This is a genomic window from Geomonas edaphica (assembly GCF_004917075.1).
Taxonomy (GTDB): Bacteria; Desulfobacterota; Desulfuromonadia; order Geobacterales; family Geobacteraceae; genus Geomonas; species Geomonas edaphica.
On the sequence record NZ_SSYB01000003.1, the window covers coordinates 179034 to 202286 of the forward strand.

17 protein-coding genes are annotated in these 23253 nt (G+C 62.2%); 3 read left to right on the forward strand and 14 right to left on the reverse strand.

Going from position 1 to position 23253, the window contains the following annotated elements; translation table 11 throughout:
* Positions 1-251: 251 nt before the first annotated feature.
* Positions 252-1781 (forward strand): sigma-54-dependent transcriptional regulator, encoded by a 1530-nt coding sequence (locus E8K79_RS09855; RefSeq protein WP_136514600.1) that lies wholly within the window; start codon positions 252-254, stop codon positions 1779-1781.
* A 25-nt stretch (positions 1782-1806) separates the two neighbouring features.
* Here the strand turns inward: E8K79_RS09855 and E8K79_RS09860 are convergent, their stop codons facing one another.
* Both E8K79_RS09860 and E8K79_RS09865 read right to left on the reverse strand, forming a co-directional pair.
* Positions 1807-2100, reverse strand: coding sequence for a hypothetical protein (locus E8K79_RS09860; protein WP_136514601.1), 294 nt, complete (start codon positions 2098-2100; stop codon positions 1807-1809).
* 336 nt (positions 2101-2436) lie between these two features.
* Positions 2437-2784: a hypothetical protein gene (locus E8K79_RS09865; protein ID WP_136514602.1), complete on the reverse strand. Its 348-nt coding sequence runs from the start codon at positions 2782-2784 to the stop codon at positions 2437-2439.
* Positions 2785-2961: 177 nt separating this feature from the next.
* On the opposite strand from E8K79_RS09865, the gene E8K79_RS21255 reads away from it, so the two are divergent.
* A complete protein-coding gene (locus tag E8K79_RS21255; protein ID WP_198419436.1) occupies positions 2962-3126 on the forward strand; it encodes a hypothetical protein in 165 nt (54 codons plus the stop codon).
* Positions 3127-3253: 127 nt separating this feature from the next.
* Positions 3254-4186, forward strand: a complete 933-nt coding sequence (locus E8K79_RS09870) for a CHAD domain-containing protein (RefSeq protein WP_136514603.1) — start codon at positions 3254-3256, stop codon at positions 4184-4186.
* Here E8K79_RS09870 and E8K79_RS09875 read toward each other — a convergent pair.
* The 12 genes from E8K79_RS09875 to E8K79_RS09930 all read right to left on the reverse strand — a co-directional run bounded on the left by E8K79_RS09875 (position 4155) and on the right by E8K79_RS09930 (position 22991).
* Positions 4155-4985 carry a M28 family peptidase gene (locus tag E8K79_RS09875; RefSeq protein WP_246043787.1) on the reverse strand — a complete coding sequence of 277 codons (831 nt, stop codon included), beginning with the start codon at positions 4983-4985 and terminating at the stop codon, positions 4155-4157. The two genes, E8K79_RS09870 and E8K79_RS09875, sit on opposite strands and share 32 nt — an antisense overlap.
* A gap of 89 nt (positions 4986-5074) precedes the next feature.
* Positions 5075-5662, reverse strand: coding sequence for a DUF4124 domain-containing protein (locus E8K79_RS09880; RefSeq protein ID WP_136514605.1), 588 nt, complete (start codon positions 5660-5662; stop codon positions 5075-5077).
* A gap of 294 nt (positions 5663-5956) precedes the next feature.
* Positions 5957-9529, reverse strand: coding sequence for a pyruvate:ferredoxin (flavodoxin) oxidoreductase (gene nifJ / locus E8K79_RS09885; RefSeq protein ID WP_136514606.1), 3573 nt, complete (start codon positions 9527-9529; stop codon positions 5957-5959).
* Positions 9530-9572: 43 nt separating this feature from the next.
* Positions 9573-9734 carry a DUF6290 family protein gene (locus E8K79_RS09890; protein WP_129126753.1) on the reverse strand — a complete coding sequence of 54 codons (162 nt, stop codon included), beginning with the start codon at positions 9732-9734 and terminating at the stop codon, positions 9573-9575.
* Between the two features lie 38 nt (positions 9735-9772).
* Positions 9773-10645, reverse strand: a complete 873-nt coding sequence (gene sucD / locus E8K79_RS09895) for a succinate--CoA ligase subunit alpha (RefSeq protein ID WP_135870645.1) — start codon at positions 10643-10645, stop codon at positions 9773-9775.
* 10 nt (positions 10646-10655) lie between these two features.
* On the reverse strand, positions 10656-11825 hold the full coding sequence (gene sucC / locus E8K79_RS09900; RefSeq protein ID WP_136514607.1) for an ADP-forming succinate--CoA ligase subunit beta: 1170 nt from the start codon (positions 11823-11825) through the stop codon (positions 10656-10658).
* 492 nt (positions 11826-12317) lie between these two features.
* The gene (locus tag E8K79_RS09905) at positions 12318-14567 is read right to left on the reverse strand and encodes an NADP-dependent malic enzyme (protein WP_136514608.1); all 2250 of its coding nucleotides are present in this window, start codon (positions 14565-14567) and stop codon (positions 12318-12320) included.
* A gap of 137 nt (positions 14568-14704) precedes the next feature.
* Positions 14705-16021, reverse strand: a complete 1317-nt coding sequence (locus tag E8K79_RS09910) for a dicarboxylate/amino acid:cation symporter (RefSeq protein ID WP_136514609.1) — start codon at positions 16019-16021, stop codon at positions 14705-14707.
* 397 nt (positions 16022-16418) lie between these two features.
* Positions 16419-17825 carry a sigma-54-dependent transcriptional regulator gene (locus E8K79_RS09915; RefSeq protein WP_135870641.1) on the reverse strand — a complete coding sequence of 469 codons (1407 nt, stop codon included), beginning with the start codon at positions 17823-17825 and terminating at the stop codon, positions 16419-16421.
* Positions 17822-19636 (reverse strand): transporter substrate-binding domain-containing protein, encoded by a 1815-nt coding sequence (locus tag E8K79_RS09920; RefSeq protein WP_136514610.1) that lies wholly within the window; start codon positions 19634-19636, stop codon positions 17822-17824. The genes E8K79_RS09915 and E8K79_RS09920 overlap by 4 nt, the downstream gene beginning before the upstream one ends.
* A gap of 220 nt (positions 19637-19856) precedes the next feature.
* Complete coding sequence (locus E8K79_RS09925; protein WP_136514611.1) at positions 19857-21842, reverse strand: heterodisulfide reductase-related iron-sulfur binding cluster; 1986 nt, start codon at positions 21840-21842, stop codon at positions 19857-19859.
* A 189-nt stretch (positions 21843-22031) separates the two neighbouring features.
* Entirely contained in the window at positions 22032-22991 is a 960-nt protein-coding gene (locus E8K79_RS09930) for a YbgA family protein (protein ID WP_136514612.1), read from the reverse strand.
* Positions 22992-23253: the final 262 nt, after the last annotated feature.

Here is a 23253-nt window from a genome sequence, read left to right on the forward strand (position 1 = left end):
AGATGGCGCACCAAACGGGGCATTTGCCCCAAGCCGGGTTGGCGATATGCCCCAGCGGCTGACATGATAGGTGGCGAGCGCAGTATTTATATCAAAAAACCTATACACAAATTTTAACATGAATGGTAGTATGGGCCAGCTTTTCGCTGGGCCAAGGGCGTAGACGCCCGCTGTCTTTTCCCATACTTGGGCCGCTACCAGCGCCGCCGAGCATCACCCACCCGTTGCAGGTTGAGGAAGGAACGTTCAACATGAGCAAAAACAAAATCCTGGTTGTTGACGACGAAAAGCTGATCTCATGGTCGCTCGCGGCGAGCCTGAAAAAAGACGGCTACGAGGTCGACACGGCGGCATCGGGCAGCGAAGCGCTCCAGAAATTCGAGACCTTCAAGCCTGACCTGGTCATGCTGGACATCTGCCTTCCCGACGTAAATGGCCTTGAGCTGCTGAAGCGCTTCAAGGCCGCCAACGAGGATCTCTACGTCATCATGATCACCGCCTACGCCAATGCGGATTCGGCGGTACAGGCGCTGCAGGATGGCGCCGAGGACTACTTCGGCAAGCCCTTCAACCTGGAAGCGGTAAAGCATGTCGTGGAGCGCGCCTTTGAGAAGCGGCGCCTCAAGAAGGAAGTGGACTACTTCAGAAACGAACTGCGCCGCAAATCGGACCAGGAGAAGATGGTCGGCAACAGCCCCAAGATGATCGAGGTCTTCAAGATGATCAAGATCTGCGCCGACGCCGATGCCAAGACGGTGCTCATCACCGGGGAGAGCGGCACGGGTAAGGAGCTGGTGGCAAAGGCGATCCACTACCACAGCGCCCGCGCGGACGCCCCCTTCATCGAGGTCAACTGCGCCTCGATCCCGGAAAACCTCCTGGAAAACGAGCTCTTCGGACACGAGAAAGGTGCCTACACCGACGCCTCGCGGCGCCAGAAAGGTGTTTTCGAGCTCGCCGAGGGTGGATCGGTGTTCCTGGACGAGATCGGCGACATGCCGTATCCGATGCAGGCCAAGATCCTGAAGGCGACCGAGACCAAGCGCTTTAGAAGGCTCGGCGGGCAGGAGGACGTCGAGGCGAACGTAAGGATCATCACGGCAACGCACCAGGATCTCCCGAAGATGGTGAAGGAAGGAAAATTCCGCGGCGACCTCTTCTTCCGACTGAACGTGATGAACATCTGTCTCCCGAAGCTTCGGGAACGCAAAGAGGACATCGAGTCGCTCGTGCAGTACTTCATCGAGAGCTTGAACGAGGAATACGGCAGGAGCGTGACCAACGCGTCGCCGGAGACGCTCGAGTATCTCACCAGGTACGACTGGCCGGGCAACGTGCGCGAGCTGCGCAACTGCATCGAAAGGCTCATGATGCTCGAGCAGGGGAAGGTGCTGACGCCCGAGTTCCTAAGCCCGGAGATCCGCCAGTGCAGGCTCCCGGTAGGGGAAAGCGAGGCAGGCGGCGTGATCAGTTCCGACTTCGCCGGAGAGCATATCGTGCTCCCCTCCACCGGCATCTCGCTGGAGGAGCTCGAGAAGATGCTGATCCAGCTGGCGCTCAAGAAGTCCGGCGGCAACCAGTCAAAGGCGGCCAAATTCCTGAAGACCAGCAGGGATACCCTGCGCTACCGCATGAAGAAGTTCGGGCTTTCCGACTCAGGCAAGGAAGGTGAGGTCGAGGGGATGGAAGCAGGCGCCGAAGGTGGCAACGGCGGTGCGGCGATGGCATCGGGAGGCAACGGCGGCTCGGCGGTCGCCGGAGAAGGTCTCAGGTGGGTCTAAGGCGGGTTGGCGGGAAATACTCAGTTTAGATGCCAGAGAGGTTCCCGTTTCTGTGGCAGTTGACGGAGCCTCCCCCAGCACAGCTTTGGAAGGGGAGCTTGCCGTCGGCGCGATCCCGCAGGATGTGCGCCTGCACGCTTTCCCCACCGAGCACCAGACGTTCGACCTCAGGCGAGGTGATCGGGAGCTGCGTCACCACCATAAGCACCGCCAGATTGATCGCCGCCAAGACCCCCACGCAGGTCAAAAGCGCGCCGCTTTTCTCCCGCTCGTATATCTCTGCTTCGTTTCGCCCCGCCGTCCCCATCACCCTTTCCATCGCTCCTCCCTGGCCTGATGCCCTTCTCACAATGATTACGAGCATTTCCTAGCAATTGTCGCACCAGAAGTCGCGTTTTTTGTAATTATCGTCCCCCCTTTCCCTGAACGGTGATTTAACCTTCAAAATCAGGACTTTAGATCTCACACCGAGAACTGCCACCCGGGTTTCCGGCCGGGCACAAGGCGCGCAGGGTGCATGCCCCGTTACGCTCCACGCACCTGGGCAGATTTTGTGGGCGTATTGCCCCCCCTGCGGGTGATTCCGCCTAGCGTGTTCCCGCCCCTCAACGAAAAAGGCCGTCCTTTCGGGACGGCCTCTGTGCTGCGAAGAGCCTTACTGTCCGGTGGTACCGTCGGTCCCGGTCCCCTGCCCGGTCCCGCCGGTCCCCATGTTCCCGCTCGGCCCGCCCAGGTCCGGCTTGCCGTAGTTGGGCTTGTTGTCCATGCCGGTTGTTCTCCGGGTCTGCTTCCTGGATTTCTTCGTCCTCTTCTTTTTCTTCTTCTTGGTCTTCTTCGTCTGATGCGTAGCAGTTCCCTGGTCGGTTTGATCACCGGTAGACATGCCGGTTCCCGGTCCCGCATTCCCGTCCATACCCGTCCCGGTGGTGTCTGCAGCCCAAAGCGTTGCCGCGAAGGAAACGGCAACCAGGGCACCGACGATGACGGAAAGAGCTCTTTTCATGGCTAACCTCCTGACGTTTAGTGAACAACCGCCCCACTATAGCACACGATTAAAAATTACCAATTTGCTCCGGCTGTTTTTGCAAAACACCTCTGTGCACGGGCATCCCCCTTGACACCCGCCACCTTGATTGTTATAAACATTTAACCTTCATCTCAAGAAGGGGGGAGCGACACCTTGAAAAAGAAGAAGGCCTTCGATCTGGCCTATGAACAGTACCATCTGCTGCTGGCAAGGTTTAAATCGACGGGGGACACCCAGGAAAAGCACAGACTCTTCAGAAGGCTCACCAACCTCCTCGCAGTCATGGATTTCCTCATCTCCATCAACAAGGTCCAGTAGAGCTTCACAACGCTCTTATTTGCCTGTCTATCGCGGAAGGCTTCTACACCGTTTGGGCATGCAGTCACCGGCGCGGTTATCCTGATCAGAGGATGGTGTTATACTACTGCCAGTCCAGGTAATCGCTATGACTGTCAAAAGCACACCCATTTCTGCTCGGCAACTTCACTTGGCGCGTCTCTGGCTTGCCGGTCTCAAACTGCTTGACGCGCTGCAGGACGAGTTTTTCCGCCTCTTCAAAAAGACCGTACACGGCTTCGACGCGGAAGACGTGCACGATTTGCGTGTCGCATCCCGGCGCCTGCGCGAGGGACTCGCCCTCTTCGCGCCCATCCTCCCACGCGGCAGGTTGCGGCGCCTCTCGCACCGGGTGAGAGGGCTAACCCGGCTGCTTGGTGAACTGCGCAACGCCGACGAGGCCGCCCTCTTCTTCACCGAGCTGGAGTCGCAGGCACCGACGGAAGCACGGCCGGAAGCGAGGCGGCTGCGGGAGGAGCTGATCGCGGAGGGGGGACGGATCCGGTTGCAACTGGAAAAGGACCTCAGGCGCTTCGACGCTGCATTGCTGCGCAAGGATTTCAAGTTCGGCCCCCCGAACCCCTTCAAGAGACGGCAGGCAGACCCGTTTCACCCCTTCCCGCCATTTGCCGCCGCGGCGTTTGCCGAGCGCGGCACACAGGCTGAAGCCCTCCTGCCGGCTGCGTTAGAGGGAAAAGACGCCGCGGCACAGCACCGCCTCCGGATCGCGGTGAAGAAATTACGCTACCGTCTGGAAATCGTGGCACCGCTGCTATCGGACCAGGGGGAGGAAGCCAGGCGGACCCTCAAGCGCTATCAGGACCTGCTGGGAGAGCTGCATGATATCGATGTTTTCGCAGGACTAGTCCGGGAGCGCGTTGCCGACGGGGCCGGCAGGGAGGAGTTGCTTGAGACGATAGGAAAACGCCGCAGCGACCTCTTCACATCCTTTTTGAAGCTGGATGCGAAGCATCCGCTGGGAACCCTGACGGCGCGGGTCGGTGCGGGTCTTACCGGCCGGGGGAACCGGCAAGTTCGGTGAGGAGCGCGACGACCGCCCGACAGACGGCAGCGGCAAACGGCAGATTGAGCGTCTCGAAGGTGTCGCCTGCCCCGTGGTAGTGCGGATTGCGGAAATTGGTGGTGTCGGTGAGCATGATGGCGGGAAAGCCCGCGTCCCAGAAGGGTGCGTGGTCGGATCTTCTCGTGTCCGGCAGCATCTCGCCGTTGCCGGGCACCACCAAAGGGACCACGGGCAGCGCGGCGCGCCCCGCCACCTGCACGAAGCGCGCAGCAAGGGCGTACGACCGCTCGTTGGCGATCACGGCGAGGAAATCGCCGACAGCGGGGACCTCGACCGGTACCCCGGCAGGGGCCTCTTGCACCACGGACGCGCCGGCGAAGGCCACCGACTCCAGAACCACCACCCCCTCGATATCCCACCCCTCTTCGCGTGCATGGCGGGCCAGGGCCTTGCTGCCGCGCAGACCACTCCCCGATAGCTCCGTCTCCGCGTTTTCCTCGAGGTTCACCCCCACGAACTGCAGGGTCCTTTCAGGGACGAGATCGCTAAGCAGGGCGGCCAATTCCAGCATGACGGCGACACCGCTTGCGTTGTCGTCGGCCCCGGGAGAGCCCGCCACCGTGTCGTAGTGCGCGAGGACGAGGACCCTTTTGCCGGGAAGCGAGCGACCGGTGCGGGTCGCTATGACGTTATGGAAGGTTTTCCCGCCGTCGGTGAAGGGGTGCAGCCCGACATGGTACCCGAGCGAGCGCAGGTTCTCCTCGATGTAGGCCTGTGCCTTGGCGAGGGCGGCGGGAGCAGCCGCAGGATGCCTCACACCCTCGAGACTCCGGATGTGGCGCGCGATGCGTGCCTCACTGACCGCCGGCGCTGCGTCCCCCCCTCCACTGCAACCGGATCGGGGGCTCACTTCAGCGCCTGCAGTTCCTGCTCGAGCTGGGCGACCCGCGCCTCGTCCTTTTGCACCTCTTCGAGCTTGTTCCGGTAGGCGACGCGCGCCGGTATCGTCGAGGAGAGCGGGCTCTTGTTCACGTACGGGTTGTCCGCGTAGGTCACCTTCCCTTTGGCGCGCTTCTTCTCGAACTCCGCGATCTCCTTCGCAGTCGGCGTGCGTCCCTTGGAAACCATCCATTTGTGCTGCAGCCGGGAAAGCTCTTCCTTCTTGAGGGGCAGAGCCCCCTTTAGCCGTTTCAGCTCCTCCTCGAGCATGACACGACGCTTCGCCTCGGCGGGCTGGGCGACGGTCTTCGCCACGCTCCCGGAGGCATCCGGTGCGGCCGGCGCCTCTTGCTTTTTTGGCGCCGGCGCCGCCCCTTTGCCGACAGCACCGGAATCCGTTTCCGTCACCCGTTTCAAGTACCTCTCCGGGATGCGGTCGGAGTCGTCGGTGAAGTGCAACACCCCGGCGTCATCGCGCCACTGGTAGGTGGCGGCCGAAGCGAGGCACGGTAAAGCTGCGGCAAAAATGAGGGCCAGCTTGATGAAGGTTCGCATCGCTCCTCCAGGGGGGCTAAATGACGGTAATTCCGAAGCTGAAGATAATATGCATGTAGGGGCGTTTGTCAATTTTCTTTTGCCTCTTCTCATATTTTGTATGGGGCGAGTAATCATTCGCCCTTCTTTGCTGCCCGCGCCCTCTCGCCACTCACCCAAGCTTCAGCCACACCCAGTAGGGGCGAATGATTATTCGCCCAGCCGCCGGCGCCCCGGCATAATAAAAGAAAAAAGGCCGGGGTTTCCCCCGGCCTTTTCCACAAAGCGCCCAAGGCGCCCTTCCCTATTTAATAGTTATTCGTCCGCCCCGAAGCTGAGCGCGGCAAGCTTCTGGTAATACTCGAAGCGGCTCGCCGCCCAGGCGCCGGCCTTCTCCATCAGCTTCCCGGCCGCCTCCGGGTTCACCTTCTTGAGCACCTTGTAGCGGTTCTCGCCGCCGGCGAACTCCTCGAAGCTCGTGCTCGGCGCCTTGCTGTCCAGTTGCAGCGGGTTCTTCCCGGCGCCGGTAAGTTCCGGGTTGTACCGGTACAGCGGCCAGTAACCGGACGACACCGCCTTTTTCTGCTCGTCCACGCCGCGGGTCATGTCGATGCCGTGCGCGATGCAGTGCGAGTAGGCGATGATGAGCGAGGGACCTTCGTACGCCTCCGCCTCCATGAACGCCTTCACCACCTGCCCGGGGTTTGCGAGTGACACGCTCGCCACGTAAACGTGGCCGTAGGCCATCGCCATCATGCCGAGGTCCTTCTTGGCCATCCCCTTACCCCCCGCCGCAAACTGTGCCACGGCGCCGATCGGGGTCGACTTGGAGGCCTGGCCTCCCGTGTTCGAGTAGACCTCGGTATCGAGCACCAGGATGTTCACGTTCTTGCCGGAGGCGATGACGTGGTCCAGGCCGCCGTAGCCTATGTCGTAGGCCCAGCCGTCCCCCCCAACGCACCACACCGACTTCTTAACAAGGTAATCGGCGATGGGTTGGAGTTCCGCCGCCTTCTCTTCGCGGCAGGCACCAAGCGCCTCTTTAAGGCGCGCCACCCGCTCCCGCTGCGCCTCGATCTCGGCCTGCCCTTCCTGGGCGCTTGCGAGGATCTCGTGCATGAGCGGCTGCAGGTCGGTACAGCACGGGGAGGCGAGCAGTTGCTCCAGGATTTCCCGCGCCGCCTCGCTGAACTTGTCCACGGCGAGCCTCATGCCGTAGCCGAACTCGGCGTTGTCCTCGAAGAGCGAGTTGGACCAGGCCGGGCCGCGCCCGTCGGCGCGCTTCGCCCAGGGCGTGGTCGGGAGGTTCCCGCCGTAGATCGAGGTGCAGCCGGTGGCGTTGGCGATGAGCGCTCGGTCCCCGAAAAGCTGGGAGAGGAGCTTCAGGTACGGGGTCTCGCCGCACCCAGCGCAGGCACCGGAGTACTCGAAGAGCGGCCGCACCAGCTGGCTGCCGCGCAGCGTGTCGAGCTTCACCCGCGCGGGGTCGAGGTCGGGAAGCGACAGGAAGAAGTGGTAGTTCGCCGCCTCCTTCACGCGCAGGGGGGGCTGGAAGCGCATCTCCAGGGCCTTGCGCGCCGGGTTTTCCTTGTCCTTCGCCGGGCAGTTGTGGGCGCAGGCGCCGCACCCGGTGCAGTCCTCGGGGGCGACCTGGAAGGTCACCTTCATATCCTTCAGGTCCGGCATCTTGGAGTCCGCCGACTTGAAGCCGTCCGGGGCGCCGGCGAGCGCCGCGGGATCGTACGCCTTGACACGAATCGCCGCGTGCGGGCAGACGAAGGAGCAGATGGCGCACTGGATGCAGAGCTTCTCGTCCCACACCGGGATATCCACCGCGATGTTGCGCTTTTCGTACTGCGAGGTAGCGGTCGGGAAGGTGCCGTCGATCGGCATGGCGGAGACGGGGAGCTCGTCGCCGAACCCGGCGATGATGCGGCCGGTCACCTCCTTCACGAAGTGCGGCGCGCACGCCCCTACCGGCGCGGGCTTCGTGATGCGGCTCGAGGGAGCGGCGGGGACGGCGACCTCGTGGATATTCAAGAGCGCCTGGTCGACGGCGGCGTTGTTCATCGCCACCACCTTCTCCCCAGCCTTGCCGTAGCTCTTCTTGATGGCCCCCTTGATCTCGGCGATCGCCGCCTCAAGCGGGATGATCCCGGAGATCTTGAAGAAGGCGGTCTGCATGATCACGTTGATGCGTGCGCCAAGCCCAAGTTCCTCGGCGAGCTTGATCGCGTTGATGGTGTACACCTTGAGCCTTTTGTCGATGATCTGCTCTTGCACCTCGACCGGCATCTTGTCCCACACCTCGTCGTGCGAAAACGGCGAGCAGAGGAGGAAGGTGCCGCCCGGCTTCGCCTTGCCGAGCATGTCGTACTTCTCGAGGAAGGTGAAGTTGTGGCAGGCGACGAAGTCAGCATTGTCGATCAGGTACGGCGCGTTGATCGGCTTCCTGCCGAAACGCAGGTGCGAGGTGGTGATGGTCCCCGCCTTCTTCGAGTCGTAGACGAAGTAGGCCTGGGCGTAGTTGTCGGTCGCCTCGCCGATGATCTTGATGGAGTTCTTGTTCGCCCCGACGGTGCCGTCCGAGCCAAGGCCGAAGAACATCGCCTCGTAGGTCCCGTCCATGGCGGTCCTAAAGGAGCTGTCGTAGTCGAGGCTCGCGCCGGTCACGTCGTCCTTGATCCCCACGGTGAAGTTGCTGACCGGCTGGGCGGACTTCAGGTTGTCGAAAACCGCCTTGGCCATCGCCGGGGTGAACTCCTTGGAGCCCAGGCCGTAGCGCCCGCCGACCACCACCGGGTAGCCGACGAAACTCGTGAGCCCCGCCGCCATCCCCTCGCCGATCGCGGTCCGGACATCCAGGTAAAGCGGCTCACCCAAGGCCCCAGGCTCCTTGGTGCGGTCAAGCACCGCGATACGGCGCACCGAGGCGGGAAGCGCCTTCACGAAGGCGTTCAGCGGGAAGGGACGGTACAGGTGGATCTTCACGACGCCCACCTTTTCCCCCTGCGCGTTCAGGGCGTCCACCGTTTCCTGCACCGTGTCGGCACCGGAGCCCATGATCACGACGACCCGCTCCGCGTCCGGCGCCCCGGCGTACTCCACCGTGGCGTACTTACGTCCGGTGAGTGCGGCGAAGCGCTCCATCTCCTTCTCCACGATATCGATGGCGGCCGGGTAGAAGCCGTTCACCGTCTCGCGCCCCTGGAAGTAGACGTCCGGGTTCTGCGCGCTGCCGCGCAAGACCGGGCGGTCCGGGGTGAGACAGCGGGCGCGGTGCGCGTTGACGAGTTCCGTGTCGATCATGGCGCGCATGTCGTCGTAGGAGAGTTCCTCGACCTTCTGGACCTCGTGCGAGGTGCGGAAGCCGTCGAAGAAGTGCAGGAACGGGAGGCGCGAGCGCAGGGTTGCCGCCTGGGCGATCAGGGCGAAGTCCATCACCTCCTGCACGTTGTTGGAGCAGAGCATGGCCCAGCCGGTTGAGCGGCAGGACATGACGTCGGAATGGTCACCGAAGATGGAGAGCGCCTGCGTCGCTATGGCGCGCGCCGAGACGTGGAAGACCGTGGAGGTGAGTTCACCGGCGATCTTGTACATATTGGGGATCATCAGCAAAAGCCCCTGGCTCGCCGTGAAGGTCGTGGTGAGCGCCCCCGCCTGCAGAGCGCCGTGCACGGCACCCGCCGCGCCACCCTCGGACTGCAGCTCGGAGACAAGCGGTACCGTCCCCCAGATGTTCTTCTCCCCCACCGCGCTTTTCGCGTCGGAGATCTCTCCCATCACCGAGGAAGGGGTGATCGGGTAGATGGCGATGACTTCGTTGGTGGCATGCGCCACGTGTGCCGCCGCCGTGTTGCCGTCTATGGTTACCATTCTTCTTTTCATCCTATGCTCCTCTTGTAAATGCACTGCAGTCTCTTATCTCGGACTAGGAGGTGCTCTGCCAGGGAACCACGTCCTGCAGCGCCTCCCGCATAAGGTCCGACACCTTCATGTTCACCTCTTTGGAAAACTTCTCGATCGCTTCGCGGTCCTCGCGGCTCACGCGAACCGAGAGGACGTGATAGCGCGGGTTCTCTTTTTTCTTCATGTCGTTCTCCGCCGCCGCACCGTGGTGCGGCCCCCTTGTCACGGTCTGTAGACCTTCAATAGCGCCTCGGCCATCTCGGCCGGCGTATCCGCCACGCTGATGCCGCACTCCCTCAAAACCGCCACCTTCTCAGTCGCGGTCCCCTTGCCGCCGGAGATGATGGCGCCGGCATGCCCCATCCTCTTCCCCGGAGGGGCGGTGACGCCTGCGATGTACGCCGCCACCGGCTTCGACATATGCTCCTTGACGAAACGGGCCGCCTCCTCCTCAGCACTCCCCCCGATCTCGCCGATCATGATCACCGCATCGGTGTCCGGGTCCTCCTCGAAGAGGCGCAGGCAGTCGATGTGACTCGTGCCGTTCACCGGGTCGCCGCCGATACCCACGCAGGTCGACTGCCCAAGGCCGATCGAGGTGAGCTGCCAGACCGCCTCGTAGGTGAGCGTGCCGCTTCGGGAAACGACCCCCACCTTGCCCGGCTTGTGGATGTAGCCGGGCATAATGCCGATCTTGCACTCACCCGGGGTGATGACGCCCGGGCAGTTAGGGCCGACCAGGCGGGTTTTCTTCCCGACCAGGTACTGCTTGACCTTCACCATGTCCAGCACCGGGATTCCCTCGGTGATGCAGCAGACGAGCTCCACGCCGGCATCCACCGCCTCCATGATCGAGTCGGCGGCGAAGGGGGGGGGAACGTAGATGACGCTTGCGTTGGCGCCGGTCTCATGCACCGCCTCGGCCACCGTGTCGAAGACCGGAAAGCCGTCGACGACGCTCCCCCCCTTGCCCGGGGTGACCCCCCCGACCATCTGTGTGCCGTACTCGCGGGCGCCCTGCGCGTGGAAAAGACCGGTGGCGCCGGTGATCCCCTGGGTGATGACCCTGGTGTCCTTGTTGATCATTATGCTCATGACGCCCCTCCTAAGCCGCTGCCGCTACGGCGGCGACGATCTTTTTGGCCCCGTCGGCCATGCCGTCAGCGGCGACGATGTTCAGGCCGCTCTCCGCGAGAAGGCGCTTGCCCAGTTCCACGTTGGTCCCCTCGAGCCTGACCACGAGCGGCACCTTGATCTCGACCTGCCGCGCCGCCTCGATGACGCCGGTGGCGATCACGTCGCACTTCATGATGCCGCCGAAGATGTTGACGAGGATCCCCTTCACGTTCTTGTCCGAGAGGATGATCTTGAAGGCCTCGGTAACGCGCTCGATGGTCGCCCCGCCCCCTACGTCCAGGAAGTTCGCCGGATCCCCGCCGTAGTGCTTGATGATGTCCATGGTCGCCATGGCGAGCCCGGCGCCGTTCACGAGGCAGCCGATGTTGCCGGAAAGCGAGATGTAGGAGAGGTCGTGCTGGGAGGCCTCGATCTCGTTCGCGTCCTCCTCGTCGAAGTCGCGCATGTCGCCGATCTGCAGGTGACGAAAGAGCGCGTTGTCGTCGAAGCCGAACTTCGCGTCCAGCGCGACCAGGTCCCCTTCCGCGGTCACCACGAGCGGGTTGATCTCGAGGAGCGAGCAGTCGCAGGCGACGAAGGCGGTGTAGAGGTTACCGAAGACCTTCACCGCCTTGTTCGTCAGCTTCCCCCTGAGCCCCAAGCTGAAGGCGATCTTGCGGCACTGGAACGGGGTGAGCCCGACCAGGGGATCCACCGCCTCGGCGACGATCTTCTCGGGGGTCTTCGCGGCGACCTCCTCGATGTCCATCCCCCCCTCGGTCGAGGCCATCACCGTGACGCGGGAAGTGCCGCGGTCCACGAGAAAGCTCACGTAAAGCTCGTTCTCGATGTTGCAGCCGTTCTCCACCAGCACCCGGTGCACCACCTTCCCTTCAGGTCCGGTCTGGTGGGTCCTGAGGGTCATCCCCAGCATGTCGCGCGCGATCATCTGCACCTCGGCGGAGGTCCGGGCCAGCTTGACGCCCCCCCCCTTGCCGCGCCCGCCGGCATGGATCTGGGCCTTAACCACCCAGGGCCCCTCACCCAACCGCTTCGCCCACTCCCGGGCGCTCGCGCCGTTGTAGCAGACGTGGCCGTCGGGAACCGGCACGCCGAACTTCCTGAGAATCGCCTTGGCCTGGTACTCGTGGATGTTCATCTTCCCTCCTCGCCCCCCGTTATATTCTCCCAGCGAAGGGTGCAACATTAGAGTTTATTTGTTTTATTTTGGCGGAAAAACCGGCGTCGGCTCCGCTCAACACTCATATACTCCTCTGCAAAAAGTTTGGCAAACACTTTTATACTATTTTGTAAATAAAATTGGTCATACCAGACTGACACGAACAGACATCGCACCGCCAAGGGTAAATACCGATCCGCCTGCGTTGCCAATTACCCTATTAATACGGCATATTACCCTGCAAAGTGCAGACAGGTCCAAAACTGATCGAACGAGCGTTATAAAAATAAAACGCACCCGGATTCGTTTCTTGGTTACTTTGTAATACAGAGAAATCGGTGGTTCATCAAGGAGGGGAAAGGTGTAGCCGCAAAATAAAACACCGCGTAAACAAGGAGGAAGGCTTGGACAAAAAAATCCCCCGTTCCCTTGCTTGGGGAACGGGGGATTCCGGCACTGCGGCGCGTAAAATTACAGGTTCTGGGCGTCCGCTACCGCGATGGCGGCCATGTTGACCACGTCGCTCTCGTCGTCGCCGCGCTGCAGCACATGCACCGGCTTGTTCATCCCCATGAGGATGGGGCCGATCGCCTCGGCGCCTCCAAGGCGGCGCAAAAGCTTGTAGCAGATGTTGCCGGAGTTGAGGTCAGGGAAGATGAGGACATTCGCCGGGGTCTTCAGTTTCGAGAAGGTGAAACCGTCGAGGAGCTCGGGGACCACCGCGGTGTCCGCCTGCATCTCCCCCTCGATGACCAGGTGCGGGGCGCGCTCCTTCACGAGCTCGACGGCGCGTTTCACCTTCTGCGCCTGCGGATGCTCCACAGAGCCGAAGTTGGAGAAGGAGAGCATGGCGATCCTCGGCTCTATGTCGAGCATGGCGACCTTCTCGGCGGCAAGGATGGCGGTCTCGGCGAGCTCCTCCGCGGTCGGGTCGATGGTCACCGTGGTGTCGGCGAGGAAGTAGACCCCCTTCTTGAACACCATCATGTACAGGCCGTGCACGCTGGAGAGGCCCGCCTGCTTTCCAAGCACCTCCAGGGCCGGACGGATGGTGTCGGGGTAATGGGTGTCGATGCCGCCAAGAAGCGCGTCGGCGTCGCCTCGGGCCACCATCATGGTGGCGAAATGGGTCCTCGACTTGCGGCGCATGACGCGCCTGCTCTCGGAGAGGGTAAGCCCCTTTCTCTGGCGCAGGCGGTAGAGCTCGTCGGCATACCCTTCGGTCAGCTCAGAGTCGGCCGGGTCGACGATCGGCACATCGAGGTCGAGGTTCAGCTCGTCCATCTTCTGCTGGATCTTCTTACGGTCGCCGACGAGGATCGGCTTGGCGATCCCCTCTTCCACCAGGGTCTGGGCCGCCCGCAGGATCTTCTCGTTGTCGCCCTCAGGAAAGACGACCCGCTTGGGATCGCTCTTCGCCTTGTTGATGACCATGCGCATGATCTCTTTGGATTTCCCCTGCGAGCACTCCAGCTGTTCGAGATAGCGCGCCATGTCCTCTATCGGCTGGCGCGCGACGCCGGTTTCCATGGCCGCCTGGGCGATCGCCGGTGCCACGTGCAAAAGGACGCGCGGGTCGAAGGGCTTCGGGATGATGTAGTTCGGACCGAAGGAGAACTTCTCGTTGCCGTAGGCCTTCGATACCGCGTCGGGCACCTCCTCGCGGGCAAGCTTCGCAAGCGCCTGCACTGCGGCCAACTTCATCTCCTCGTTGATCGCGGTGGCGCGCACGTCGAGGGCGCCGCGGAAGATGAACGGGAAGCCGAGGACGTTGTTCACCTGGTTCGGGTAATCGCTCCTGCCGGTCGCCATGATGACGTCGCCGCGCACCGCATGCGCCTCCTCCGGGGTGATCTCCGGGTCCGGGTTCGCCAGGGCGAAGATGATCGGGTTTGGCGCCATGGAGCGCACCATCTCCGGGGTGAAGGCGCCCTTCACGGAAAGCCCGAAGAGAACGTCCGCCCCCTTGGCCGCCTCCTTCAGGGTGCGGAAAGGCGTGTCCGCCGCGAAGAGCTCCTTGTACTGGTTCATCCCTTCGGTACGTCCCTTATAGATGACCCCCTTGGAGTCGCACATGATCATGTTGTTCGGTTTCACGCCGAGCGCTATGGCGAGCTTCGCGCAGGAGTTCGCCGAGGCGCCCGCCCCGTTCACCACGATCCTGATCTCCTCGATCTTCTTGCCGGTCAACTGCAGCGCGTTCAGAAGGGCCGCCGAGGAGATGATGGCGGTGCCGTGCTGGTCGTCATGGAAGACCGGGATGTTCATGGTCTTTTTGAGCGTCTCCTCGATGTAGAAGCACTCCGGCGCCTTGATGTCCTCGAGGTTTATGCCGCCGAAGGTAGGCTCCAACAGCTGGCACGCCTTGATGATCTCGTCCGGGTTCTCCGTGTTCAGCTCGATGTCGAAGACGTCGATGTCGGCGAAGCGCTTGAAGAGAACACCTTTCCCCTCCATGACCGGCTTGCCGGCGAGAGCACCCAGGTTACCGAGCCCGAGCACCGCGGTGCCGTTCGATACCACCGCGACGAGGTTCCCCTTGGCGGTGTACTTGTAGGCGTCGTCCGGGTTCTGCTGAATGGCGAGGCAGGGCTCGGCGACTCCCGGAGAGTAGGCGAGCGACAGGTCCGCTGCGGTCTGGCACGGCTTGGTGGCGATGACTTCGATCTTTCCTTTCCTGCCGCCGGAATGGTAGTCCAGGGCTGACAGTTTCTTACTCACTAGGCGTTCCTCCCGTTGATACTGGAATTTGGTTAAAAAAAGAGGGCAGCAGCAACGGCGTGCTCGCCCTCTTCAAAAGGCTCCCTTTCGGAAGCCCAAAAAAGGCGGGCGGCCCATTGGGCCGCCCGCACACGTTTCTACGCCTCTTCCGGCTCGAGCTCCGGCTCCATGAGCCCAAGCTCCGGAACCTCGAGCTCCTCGCGGTTCAGCACGCGCCTCATGCGATCCACGTCGAGTTCCTTCTCCCAGCGGGAGACCACGACGGTGGCGACGCCGTTGCCGACCAGGTTCGTGAGCGCGCGCGCCTCGGACATGAAGCGGTCGATGCCGAGGATGAGGGCAAGACCTGCGACCGGGATGGTCGGGATCGCGGCGAAGGTCGCGGCGAGGGTAACGAAGCCGCTGCCGGTGACACCGGCCGCACCCTTGGAAGTGAGCATCAGCACGCCGAGGATGGTGAGGGTCTGGGTCATGGTGAGCGGGGTGTTGGTCGCCTGGGCCACGAAAATCGCCGCCATGGTCAGGTAGATCGAGGTGCCGTCAAGGTTGAAGGAGTAACCGGTCGGGATGACGAGACCGACCACGGACTTGGTGCAGCCGAGATTCTCGAGCTTAGCCATCATGCGCGGCAGCGCCGACTCGGAAGACGAAGTCCCCAGCACGACCAGGAGCTCTTCCTTGATGTAGGCGATGAACTTGAAGATGTTGAATCCGCAGATCTTGCCGATGGTGCCGAGCACCACGAAGATGAAGAGGAGACAGGTGAGGTAGAAGCTCCCCATCAGCATGCCGAGTTTCGCGAGAGAGCCGAGACCGAACTTGCCGATGGTGAATGCCATGGCCCCGAAGGCGCCGATGGGGGCGAACTTCATGATCAGGTTGACGACGCCGAAGAGTGCGTGAGAGACGTCATCGATGAACTTGTAGATCGGCTTTCCCTTCTCGCCAAGCGCGGAGAGGGCGATACCGAAGAAGATGGCGAAGAAGAGCACCTGGAGGATCTCACCCTTGGCGAAGGCGTCCACGACGCTGTTCGGGATAATGCCCAGGGCGAAGTCGGCGAAGCTGTGCGACTTGGCGGCGGTGGCGGTGTAGGTAGCGAGCCCCTTGGTGTCGAGCTTGGTGACGTCCGCGTTCATGCCGACGCCGGGCTGGATCACGTTGATGACGAGGAGACCGATGCCGAGGGCCACAGTGGAGACGAGTTCGAAGTACAAAAGGGCCTTGCCGCCTACGCGCCCGACCTTTTTCATGTCGTCCATGCCGGCGATGCCGGTCACCACCGTACAGAAGATCACGGGCGTGATGATCATCTTGATCATCTTGATGAAACCGTCACCAAGCGGCTTCATGGCAGCCCCGGTATCGGGCAGGTAGTAGCCAAGGGCCACCCCGATCGATATCGCCATCAATACCTGGAAGTACAGAACCTGGTAAAACTTCTTCGCTTTCATGGTCTCTCCTTTGAAAATGTTTCTATTGCAAAACCGCTCATCGAATCTGCAGTTCATTTCGCCGGAACATCGTTTGACACCTCATATCAGCAAGACGAATACCAAGCTCTGTATACGAATGTAAGATACCGGAATCAAATACAAAAATAATGTTTTAGGCACGAGAGACCCCATCAAAGGTATTAACCAAAGAAAACACCTTTACTGTTGCAATTGGGAAAAGCGCGATATTTCGACGAGATGCGGCACTTAACCATGGTTAAGATCTTAACCATGGTTAACACCATTGCCGGTTCCGAGGGAGTTTGGAGGGTGCCGGAGGGGGTACTGCGGAAAAAAAATGGAGAAAAAAATCGCGCCCCGAAGGGCGCGGCAGGCTACTTTCTTCTGTGTCTGGCTACTTACGTGACATCTTGAGACGCTTGTTGAGCGCAGGGGGTGAAATACCGAGAAGGCGCGCCGCAATGGCCTGCACGCCGTTGGCCCTGGATATCGCCTCCTCCACGAGCAGTTCCGCCGCCTCGGCAAAAGTGGGAAGGCGTTCGAAAACGGCAAAGGGGTTTTGCCCCTGCACCGGCAGGGGTTCGTCGCTGCGGCTCTGTCCGATGGCTTTTAGGAAGCTGTCCATGGAAAGGATGCGCTCCTTGTGCAGGCTCACCGCGTTGTACACCATGCCGCGCAGCTCCCGCACGTTTCCGGGGAAGCTGTAGGTGGCGAGGATCTGGGCGAGCTCCTTTGGCGGGGTCGGCTTCTTTTTCCCCAACGTTTTCGCCGCTTCAGCCAAAAAATACTCCAGCAGTAAAGGTATGTCACCGACACGGTCACGCAAGGGGGGGATGTGGATCTTATGGGTACAGAGGCGGTAGTAAAGGTCGCGTCGGAACTCTCCGGCAGCCTCCCGCGCCGCCAGATCGCGATGCGTTGCCACGACGATGCGGGCGTTCATCCGCTTGGGCCGGTCCCCTCCCAGCGGGAAATACTCCCCCTCCTGCAGCAGACGCAAAAGCTTCACCTGCGACGCGATGCTCAGGTCGCCGATCTCGTCCAGAAACAGCGTGCCGTTGCCCGCCTGCTCGATCATGCCCGGGCGCGCCTGATCGGCACCGGTATAGGCGCCGCGGACGTGCCCGAAAAGGGTGTCGGCAAACACCGTGTCATCGAGGCCCGCTACGTTAACGGCGACAAGCGGCCCGGAACAGCCACTTAAGGTATGCACTGCACGCGCGATCAGTTCCTTGCCGACGCCGCTCTCGCCGGTGATCAGAAGCGGCTGGTGGCTTGGCGAAACGGCCTCGACGTAGTTGAAGAGGTCCTGCATGCGCGGATCGCCGGTCACGATGTCGGTGAACGCCTCCGGGTGCTGCAGCTGCCTCGACAGCATGCGGTCCGACATGGTACGGAACTCCTGCTGCAGCTCCAGAATCCGGATGGCGCGCAGCACCCCGCCGACCAGCCGGTCCTCCTCGTCGGTCTTCACGATGTAGTCGAAGGCACCAAGCTTCATGCAGCGCACCGCGGTCTCCAGCTGGTTCATGCCGCTCACGATGATGGTCATGATTCCGGGGTGCCGCTCGCCGATCTGCTGCAAGAGCGTCTCGCCGGCAAGCTGCGGCATGGTGAGGTCCAGGAGCACGAGGCCGATCCCTCCCTGGTCGAGGAGCCCCATCACCTCGCGGCTCTCCTGGCAGGTCACGATGTTGTTGATCCCGGCGCAGCTTTTGAGCGTGAGCGAGAAGGACTTGAGCCAGGCCGGCTCGTCGTCGACCAGTAAGATGCTGAAGGCGGGGAAAAGGGTCTTTTTCATGCTTCCTTACTCCTGTGGGGGACGGGCAGCGAGAGGATGACGGTGGTGCCAGAGCCGGCAGCGGAAGAAAACTGCAGCGCGCCGCCGTGTTCCTCCACGATCCCCGCGGAAACCGAGAGCCCGAGGCCGGTTCCGCCGCTGTCCCTTTTGGTGGTGAAGAAGGGGTCCATGAGGTACGGCAGATGCTCCTCCGCCACCCCCACCCCCTGGTCGGTGACCTGGAGCCGAACCACCCCTTCGTCCTGCTGATAGCTCGTGCCGATGAACACGCCGCACTCCCGGTCGGGGAGCGCCTGGCAGGCGTTCAGCACGAGATTGACGATGACCTGCTCCAGGCGCTGGGCGTTGCCGAGCACGTTCGGAAGCGAGCCGTGCAGCGCGGCCTGGAAATGGTTCGTCGAGGAGCGGATGGTGGGGTCGACGAGGCGCAGCGCCGTTCGCACCACCGCGTCCAGGTCGATGAGCGTCTTCTGCCCCATGTCCTTGCGGGCGAAGTCCTTCAGGTCGTTAACGATACGCTTGATGCGCTGGGCACCGTCCTGCATCTCGTCCAGGATGCGCGGGATCTCCTCGCGCATCTCCGAATATGGAACGCCCCCCAGCATGAAGTCGCCGTGCTCCTGGAAATGGGTCTCCAGGATCTCGCCCGCGTCGTCGTGCACCCTTTTCAGCACCGGGATGTCGAGGAGCAACAGGCCGTTTGGGTTGTTGATCTCGTGGGCGACGCCGGAGACGAGCGTGCCGAGCGAGGCCATCTTGTCCGCCTGGATCAGCTTGTCCTGGTGGCGTTTCAACTCTTCCAGCGCCTTGTTGCGCTCGGCCACCTCCTGGGCGAGAGCGGTCGTGCGCTCGGCGACCCGCTTGTGGAGGGTCTTCGACCAGAGTGCGGTGACCGCCAGGATCACGAGAAGCGGCACGAGGATCATCGCACCGTACCTGATGGCAAGCTCCCGTGTCACCCTGGGGGGATCGTTCACGCCGAGCCAGCGGTTGTAGATCTCGGCGTACTGCCCGGTTTTGATGACGATGGCAAGCCCCTCGTTGAAGCGTGTGAGCAGTTCCCTGTTGCCGCGGTTCACCGCGTAGCAGTACTGCTCGCTCACCACGGCCTTCGCCACCGGCACCACGTTGGTCAGGTGCAGCTCGCGGATCAGGTACATCCCCGGCAACTGCGCCACCACCGCGTAGTCACACTGACCGGAGGCCAAAAGCCGCATCGCCTCGGCGGGGGTGGGGGTGAGCACCAGATCCTTCGCGAAGCCCAGCTGCTTCAGGCGCTCGTGCATGATGCCGTCCTGAAAGACCAGCACCTTCTTGCCGCGCAGCTCCTCGAGCCCACGCACCGGTTTCGTGTCGCGTCTTGCGAAGATGGCGTGGTGCACGATGGTGTGCGGCGGAGAGAAGTCGACCGATTGCAGGCGCTGCGCCGAGTAGGAAAGCCCCTGCAGGATGTCGATGTGGCCGTCCTGAAGTCCGGCGCGCACCTCGGACCAGTTGCCGAAACGGAACTCGACCTTCATCCCCATCACCTCGGCGATGGCGCGGGTCAGGTCGACGTTGTAACCGGCGGGGTTGCCGTCCTTGTCGATGAACTCGTAGGGTGGATAGGCCCGGTCTCCCCCCACCACGATGGTCGAGGCGGGGTCGAAGTGGACCGGCGGGTCGGGGAGGAGCCCCCCGGAAGCGGCGAGGGCCGCGTGGGTGAAGAGCAGGAAGGTGAGGAAGAAAAGACCGGCTACGGGATGGAAGAAGCGGGTCCTGGACTTCTTATCGAAGGACTTTCTTGTGCCTGTGCAGGCGTCGTGAACCACTGTTCCATCCTTGTGCGTTGGTGCGGCGCTCCCCCTCGGGTCGGCAGCGGGACAGCCCGTCCCACTATCGCACGCGCAAGGCGCACAAGTCAATGAAGCTCATTATAAAAAAAGGTCCCATTGCCACGAAGCGCAGCAGGTGGCCGCGCGCTCCCCCCTTTGCGAAGGGGGGACGGGGGGGATTTGCCTTAACTCTGGTCCCCAGTTTTTCCGAAGCCCCTTACCCAAGCCGCTGCGCCACGAGCTCCGCGAGGTCCTTCGCCGCCATCTCCCCTTCATACCCGCCGGTCTTGATGCCGTCCTCGAACATGGTGAGGCAGAAGGGGCAGTTGGAGACGAGCATCGGCGCACGGGTCTCCCCGGCCATCTGCACGCGCGCCACGTTCACCCGGGTCCCCACCCGCTCCTCGGCGAGGATGCGTCCCCCTCCCCCGCCGCAGCAGAAACTCTCCATGCGGTTTCTGTCCATCTCGGTGATGTTTCCGCCGAGCCTCTCTAGGATCTCGCGCGGCGGCTCGAAGATGTCGGCGTAGCGCCCGACGTAGCAGGAGTCATGATAGGTGCAGTCGAAGCTCTCCCCCTTCGTGAGCTGCAGGCGCCCCTGTTCGATCAGCTCGGCGACGAAGACGGTGTAATGCTGCACGGGAATGTCGAAGTCCAGCTCCCGGTAGTCCCGTGCAAGCGTGTTAAAGCAGTGCGGACAGGTAGTGACGATTCTCTGGACGCCGTACCCCTTGATCCGCTCTATGTTCTCCCGCGCCATGGTCTGGTAAAGGTACTCGTTCCCAAGCTTCCTCGGGGGCTCGCCGCAACACTTCTCCTCCTTGCCCAGAATGCCGAGCCTCACCCCGGCGGCGGAGCAGATCCTCGCGAAGGCCCGCGCCACCTCCTGGTTTCTGCGGTCGAAGGAAGCGTAACAGCCGATGAAGTACATGACGTCGAAGGGCTCGCCGCTTTCCAGGGTCACCACGTCGAGCCCCTCCGCCCATGCGCCCCGCTCGGCCCAACCGAGCCCGAAGGGGTTGCCGTTCACCTCGTAGTTGGCGATGGCGCCACGCACCTCGTCGCCGGGAAACTTCCCTTCCATGAGAGCCAGGTTTCTGCGCATCTCGAGGATCTTGTTCACGTGCTCGATGTCGACCGGACAGATCTCCTGGCAGGCCCGGCAGGTGGTGCAGTCCCAGAGCACCTCTTCGGTCACGTAGCGGCAGAGATCCCCCTGCGGGTCGTTTAACGCCATCTCGCCTACCTGCTGCACCACCCGCATCGGCGAGAGCGGCTTGCCGGTGGTCCAGGCGGGACAGCGATCCTGGCAGCGCTTGCACAGGGTGCAGGCGTCTGCGTCGTAGACGTCCTTCCAGGCGAGATCGGTCGCCTTGGCGGCGCCGAACTGCTCCGCGCTCTCGTCCTCGAGATCGATGGTCGCGATGCTCCCCTTCGGGCGCAGGTCGGTGAATAGGTAGTTCGCAGGGTCGGTGAAGAGGTGCCTAAGCTTCGTGCCGGGGATGGCGATGATGAACCCCATGGCAAGAAAGAAGTGCCCCCACCAGAGCACCTTGTGCGCCAGGGAGATCCTCCCGAGGTCCCAGCCGGTAAAAAGCGGCGTGAGCAGGAGGCCACCGGGGGAGAAGCGGGCAAGCTCCGGGTTCACGGTCACCTCGGTAGCCGCCATGCGCAGCGCCTCGATGACGAAGCCGGACACGAGGATGGTGAAGAGGAGGGCATGGGCCAGATAGTCGTCCCGCTTGGTCACGAGCCCCTCGGGCTTCACGAAGAAGCGGCGCACGAAGAGCCCCGCCAGCATGAGGATCGCGACCATCCCCGCGATATCGAGAGTTATGGAGTAGGTCTTGTAGAAGGTACCCTTGAGAAAGGTGAGGTCGAAGAGGGGAACGGTGAAATCCACCTGCAGCATGATGAGTAGGGTGCCGATGAACAGCAGCAAAAAGCCCCAGAAGAAAAAGGCATGCAGCGTTCCCGGCTCAGGCACCCGGAGCACCTTGGCCTGGGTCAGTGCCCCCTGCAGCATGAGTTTTATGCGCAGCGCAAGACGATCGAGGCGCTCCAGCGGCTTTGCCTGCCGGTACATGGGGAGCCGCTTCCAGAATCCGAAACCGCAGGCGCCTACGGCCAGGAACGCGAAGAGGTACATGACCCAGATGAGGCCGTGGTTGACGTTCCAGTAGATCTCGCGCGTCGCTTCCATTGAGTCCCCCCGAGGTGCGGAATTGGGAAACTATAACCGAAGCGGGACGCGAGGGACAGGAAATTATGCAGTGAAGACCAGTCCCCCTCTTTAGGCGGACTGACCAGGGCAAATCCCCCATGTCCCCGGTCTATACACCCTTCGCAAAGGGGGGAACGCTTGGGCGAGCTGTCCTCCGTTCCTTTTGAATTAGGCGTGGTTGCGCAGCATGAGCTCTGCGGGATGGGGGGCGAGGTAGACCTGCTTTGCCAGATACTCCTGCCGGTATTTGGCGACATAGTGCCGCAGCAGGGTGATGGGAACAACGAGCGGTACGAGGCCGTCGTGATAGTCGCCGATGACGCCTAGAAGCTCCTGCTTCTCTTCCCCGGAGAGTTCCTTCTTGAAATAGCCCATCACGTGCATCAGCACGTTGGTCTGCTTCTTTACCGTGGCGTGCAGTTCCAGGGCGGTCATGAAGAGCTCCTCGTAGCGCTCGAGGAGTTCGGCAAGCGCGATCTCCCGGCCATGCGCCACCAGCGCCCCCATCTCCCGGTAGTGCTGCGTCGAATGGGACATAACGAGGAGCTTGTGTCGGGTGTGGAAATCGACTAGGCCGCCAAGATCGGGGTTGCCGGCGAGAAAATCCTTCCAGCGCCTGCAGCTGAAGACGCGCTCGATGAAGTTCTCACGCAGCACCGGGTCGTTCAGCCTCCCCTCTTCCTCCATCGGGAGGTGCGGAAACCGCCTTACCATCGCCTGCGCGAAGAGGCCGCTGCCGCTTCTGGCCGGCATGCCGTCACGGTACACCTTGACACGGAAGAGCCCCGAAGAGGGGGACCCCTTTTTGAAGACGAACCCGCACAGTTCCTCTCGGGCAAGGGCCGCGACCTTATCGCGGCAGAAGGCAAGCATCTGGCCGGTTTTGTCTATGCGGGTCTTGTGGGTGATGAGGCGCGGATGCTCGGGGTCTCCCTCCAGGCGCATCGCCTCGCGCGGCACGCTCATGCCGGACTCGACCTCGGGGCAGACCGGAACGAAGGTGAAGAAACGCCCGAGCACGTCGGTCAGGTACCGGTCGTGCTTGTGACCGCCATCATAGCGGACCTTCTCACCTAGCAGGCAGGAACTCACCCCGATCTTTATGGGCGCCGCGCTCGTTTGCGTCATGGGGAAGACCTCACGTCAAAGTAATTGCTTTAGGCGTGATTCTGTCAGAATTCACACCATAGGGGGAGACGGCTGTGCGAAGATACCCTCTCCGACGTAAAGCCGCACCTGCCTTGGGGGCTGCGGAGCCCTCGAGTCGTGCTTCGGAACGGAGGGGACGGAGCGGTGTAGCAACTGCTGCTTAAGCGAGTTCTCGCGGTGAGTTGGGTAGGACTGTAACGATGAAAGCACGTCTTGCTCCTTTTGCGACAGGATTTTTAAA

What these genes read in the sequence shown, in the direction of transcription:
- E8K79_RS09855 (WP_136514600.1), top strand. Translation starts at nt 252, where the DNA reads ATGAGCAAAAACAAAATCCTGGTTGTTGACGACGAAAAGCTGATCTCA.
- E8K79_RS09860 (WP_136514601.1), bottom strand. Translation starts at nt 2,100, where the DNA reads ATGGAAAGGGTGATGGGGACGGCGGGGCGAAACGAAGCAGAGATATAC.
- E8K79_RS09865 (WP_136514602.1), bottom strand. Translation starts at nt 2,784, where the DNA reads ATGAAAAGAGCTCTTTCCGTCATCGTCGGTGCCCTGGTTGCCGTTTCC.
- E8K79_RS09870 (WP_136514603.1), top strand. Translation starts at nt 3,254, where the DNA reads ATGACTGTCAAAAGCACACCCATTTCTGCTCGGCAACTTCACTTGGCG.
- E8K79_RS09880 (WP_136514605.1), bottom strand. Translation starts at nt 5,662, where the DNA reads ATGCGAACCTTCATCAAGCTGGCCCTCATTTTTGCCGCAGCTTTACCG.
- nifJ (WP_136514606.1), bottom strand. Translation starts at nt 9,529, where the DNA reads ATGAAAAGAAGAATGGTAACCATAGACGGCAACACGGCGGCGGCACAC.
- E8K79_RS09890 (WP_129126753.1), bottom strand. Translation starts at nt 9,734, where the DNA reads ATGAAGAAAAAAGAGAACCCGCGCTATCACGTCCTCTCGGTTCGCGTG.
- sucD (WP_135870645.1), bottom strand. Translation starts at nt 10,645, where the DNA reads ATGAGCATAATGATCAACAAGGACACCAGGGTCATCACCCAGGGGATC.
- sucC (WP_136514607.1), bottom strand. Translation starts at nt 11,825, where the DNA reads ATGAACATCCACGAGTACCAGGCCAAGGCGATTCTCAGGAAGTTCGGC.
- E8K79_RS09910 (WP_136514609.1), bottom strand. Translation starts at nt 16,021, where the DNA reads ATGAAAGCGAAGAAGTTTTACCAGGTTCTGTACTTCCAGGTATTGATG.
- E8K79_RS09915 (WP_135870641.1), bottom strand. Translation starts at nt 17,825, where the DNA reads ATGAAAAAGACCCTTTTCCCCGCCTTCAGCATCTTACTGGTCGACGAC.
- E8K79_RS09925 (WP_136514611.1), bottom strand. Translation starts at nt 21,842, where the DNA reads ATGGAAGCGACGCGCGAGATCTACTGGAACGTCAACCACGGCCTCATC.
- E8K79_RS09930 (WP_136514612.1), bottom strand. Translation starts at nt 22,991, where the DNA reads ATGACGCAAACGAGCGCGGCGCCCATAAAGATCGGGGTGAGTTCCTGC.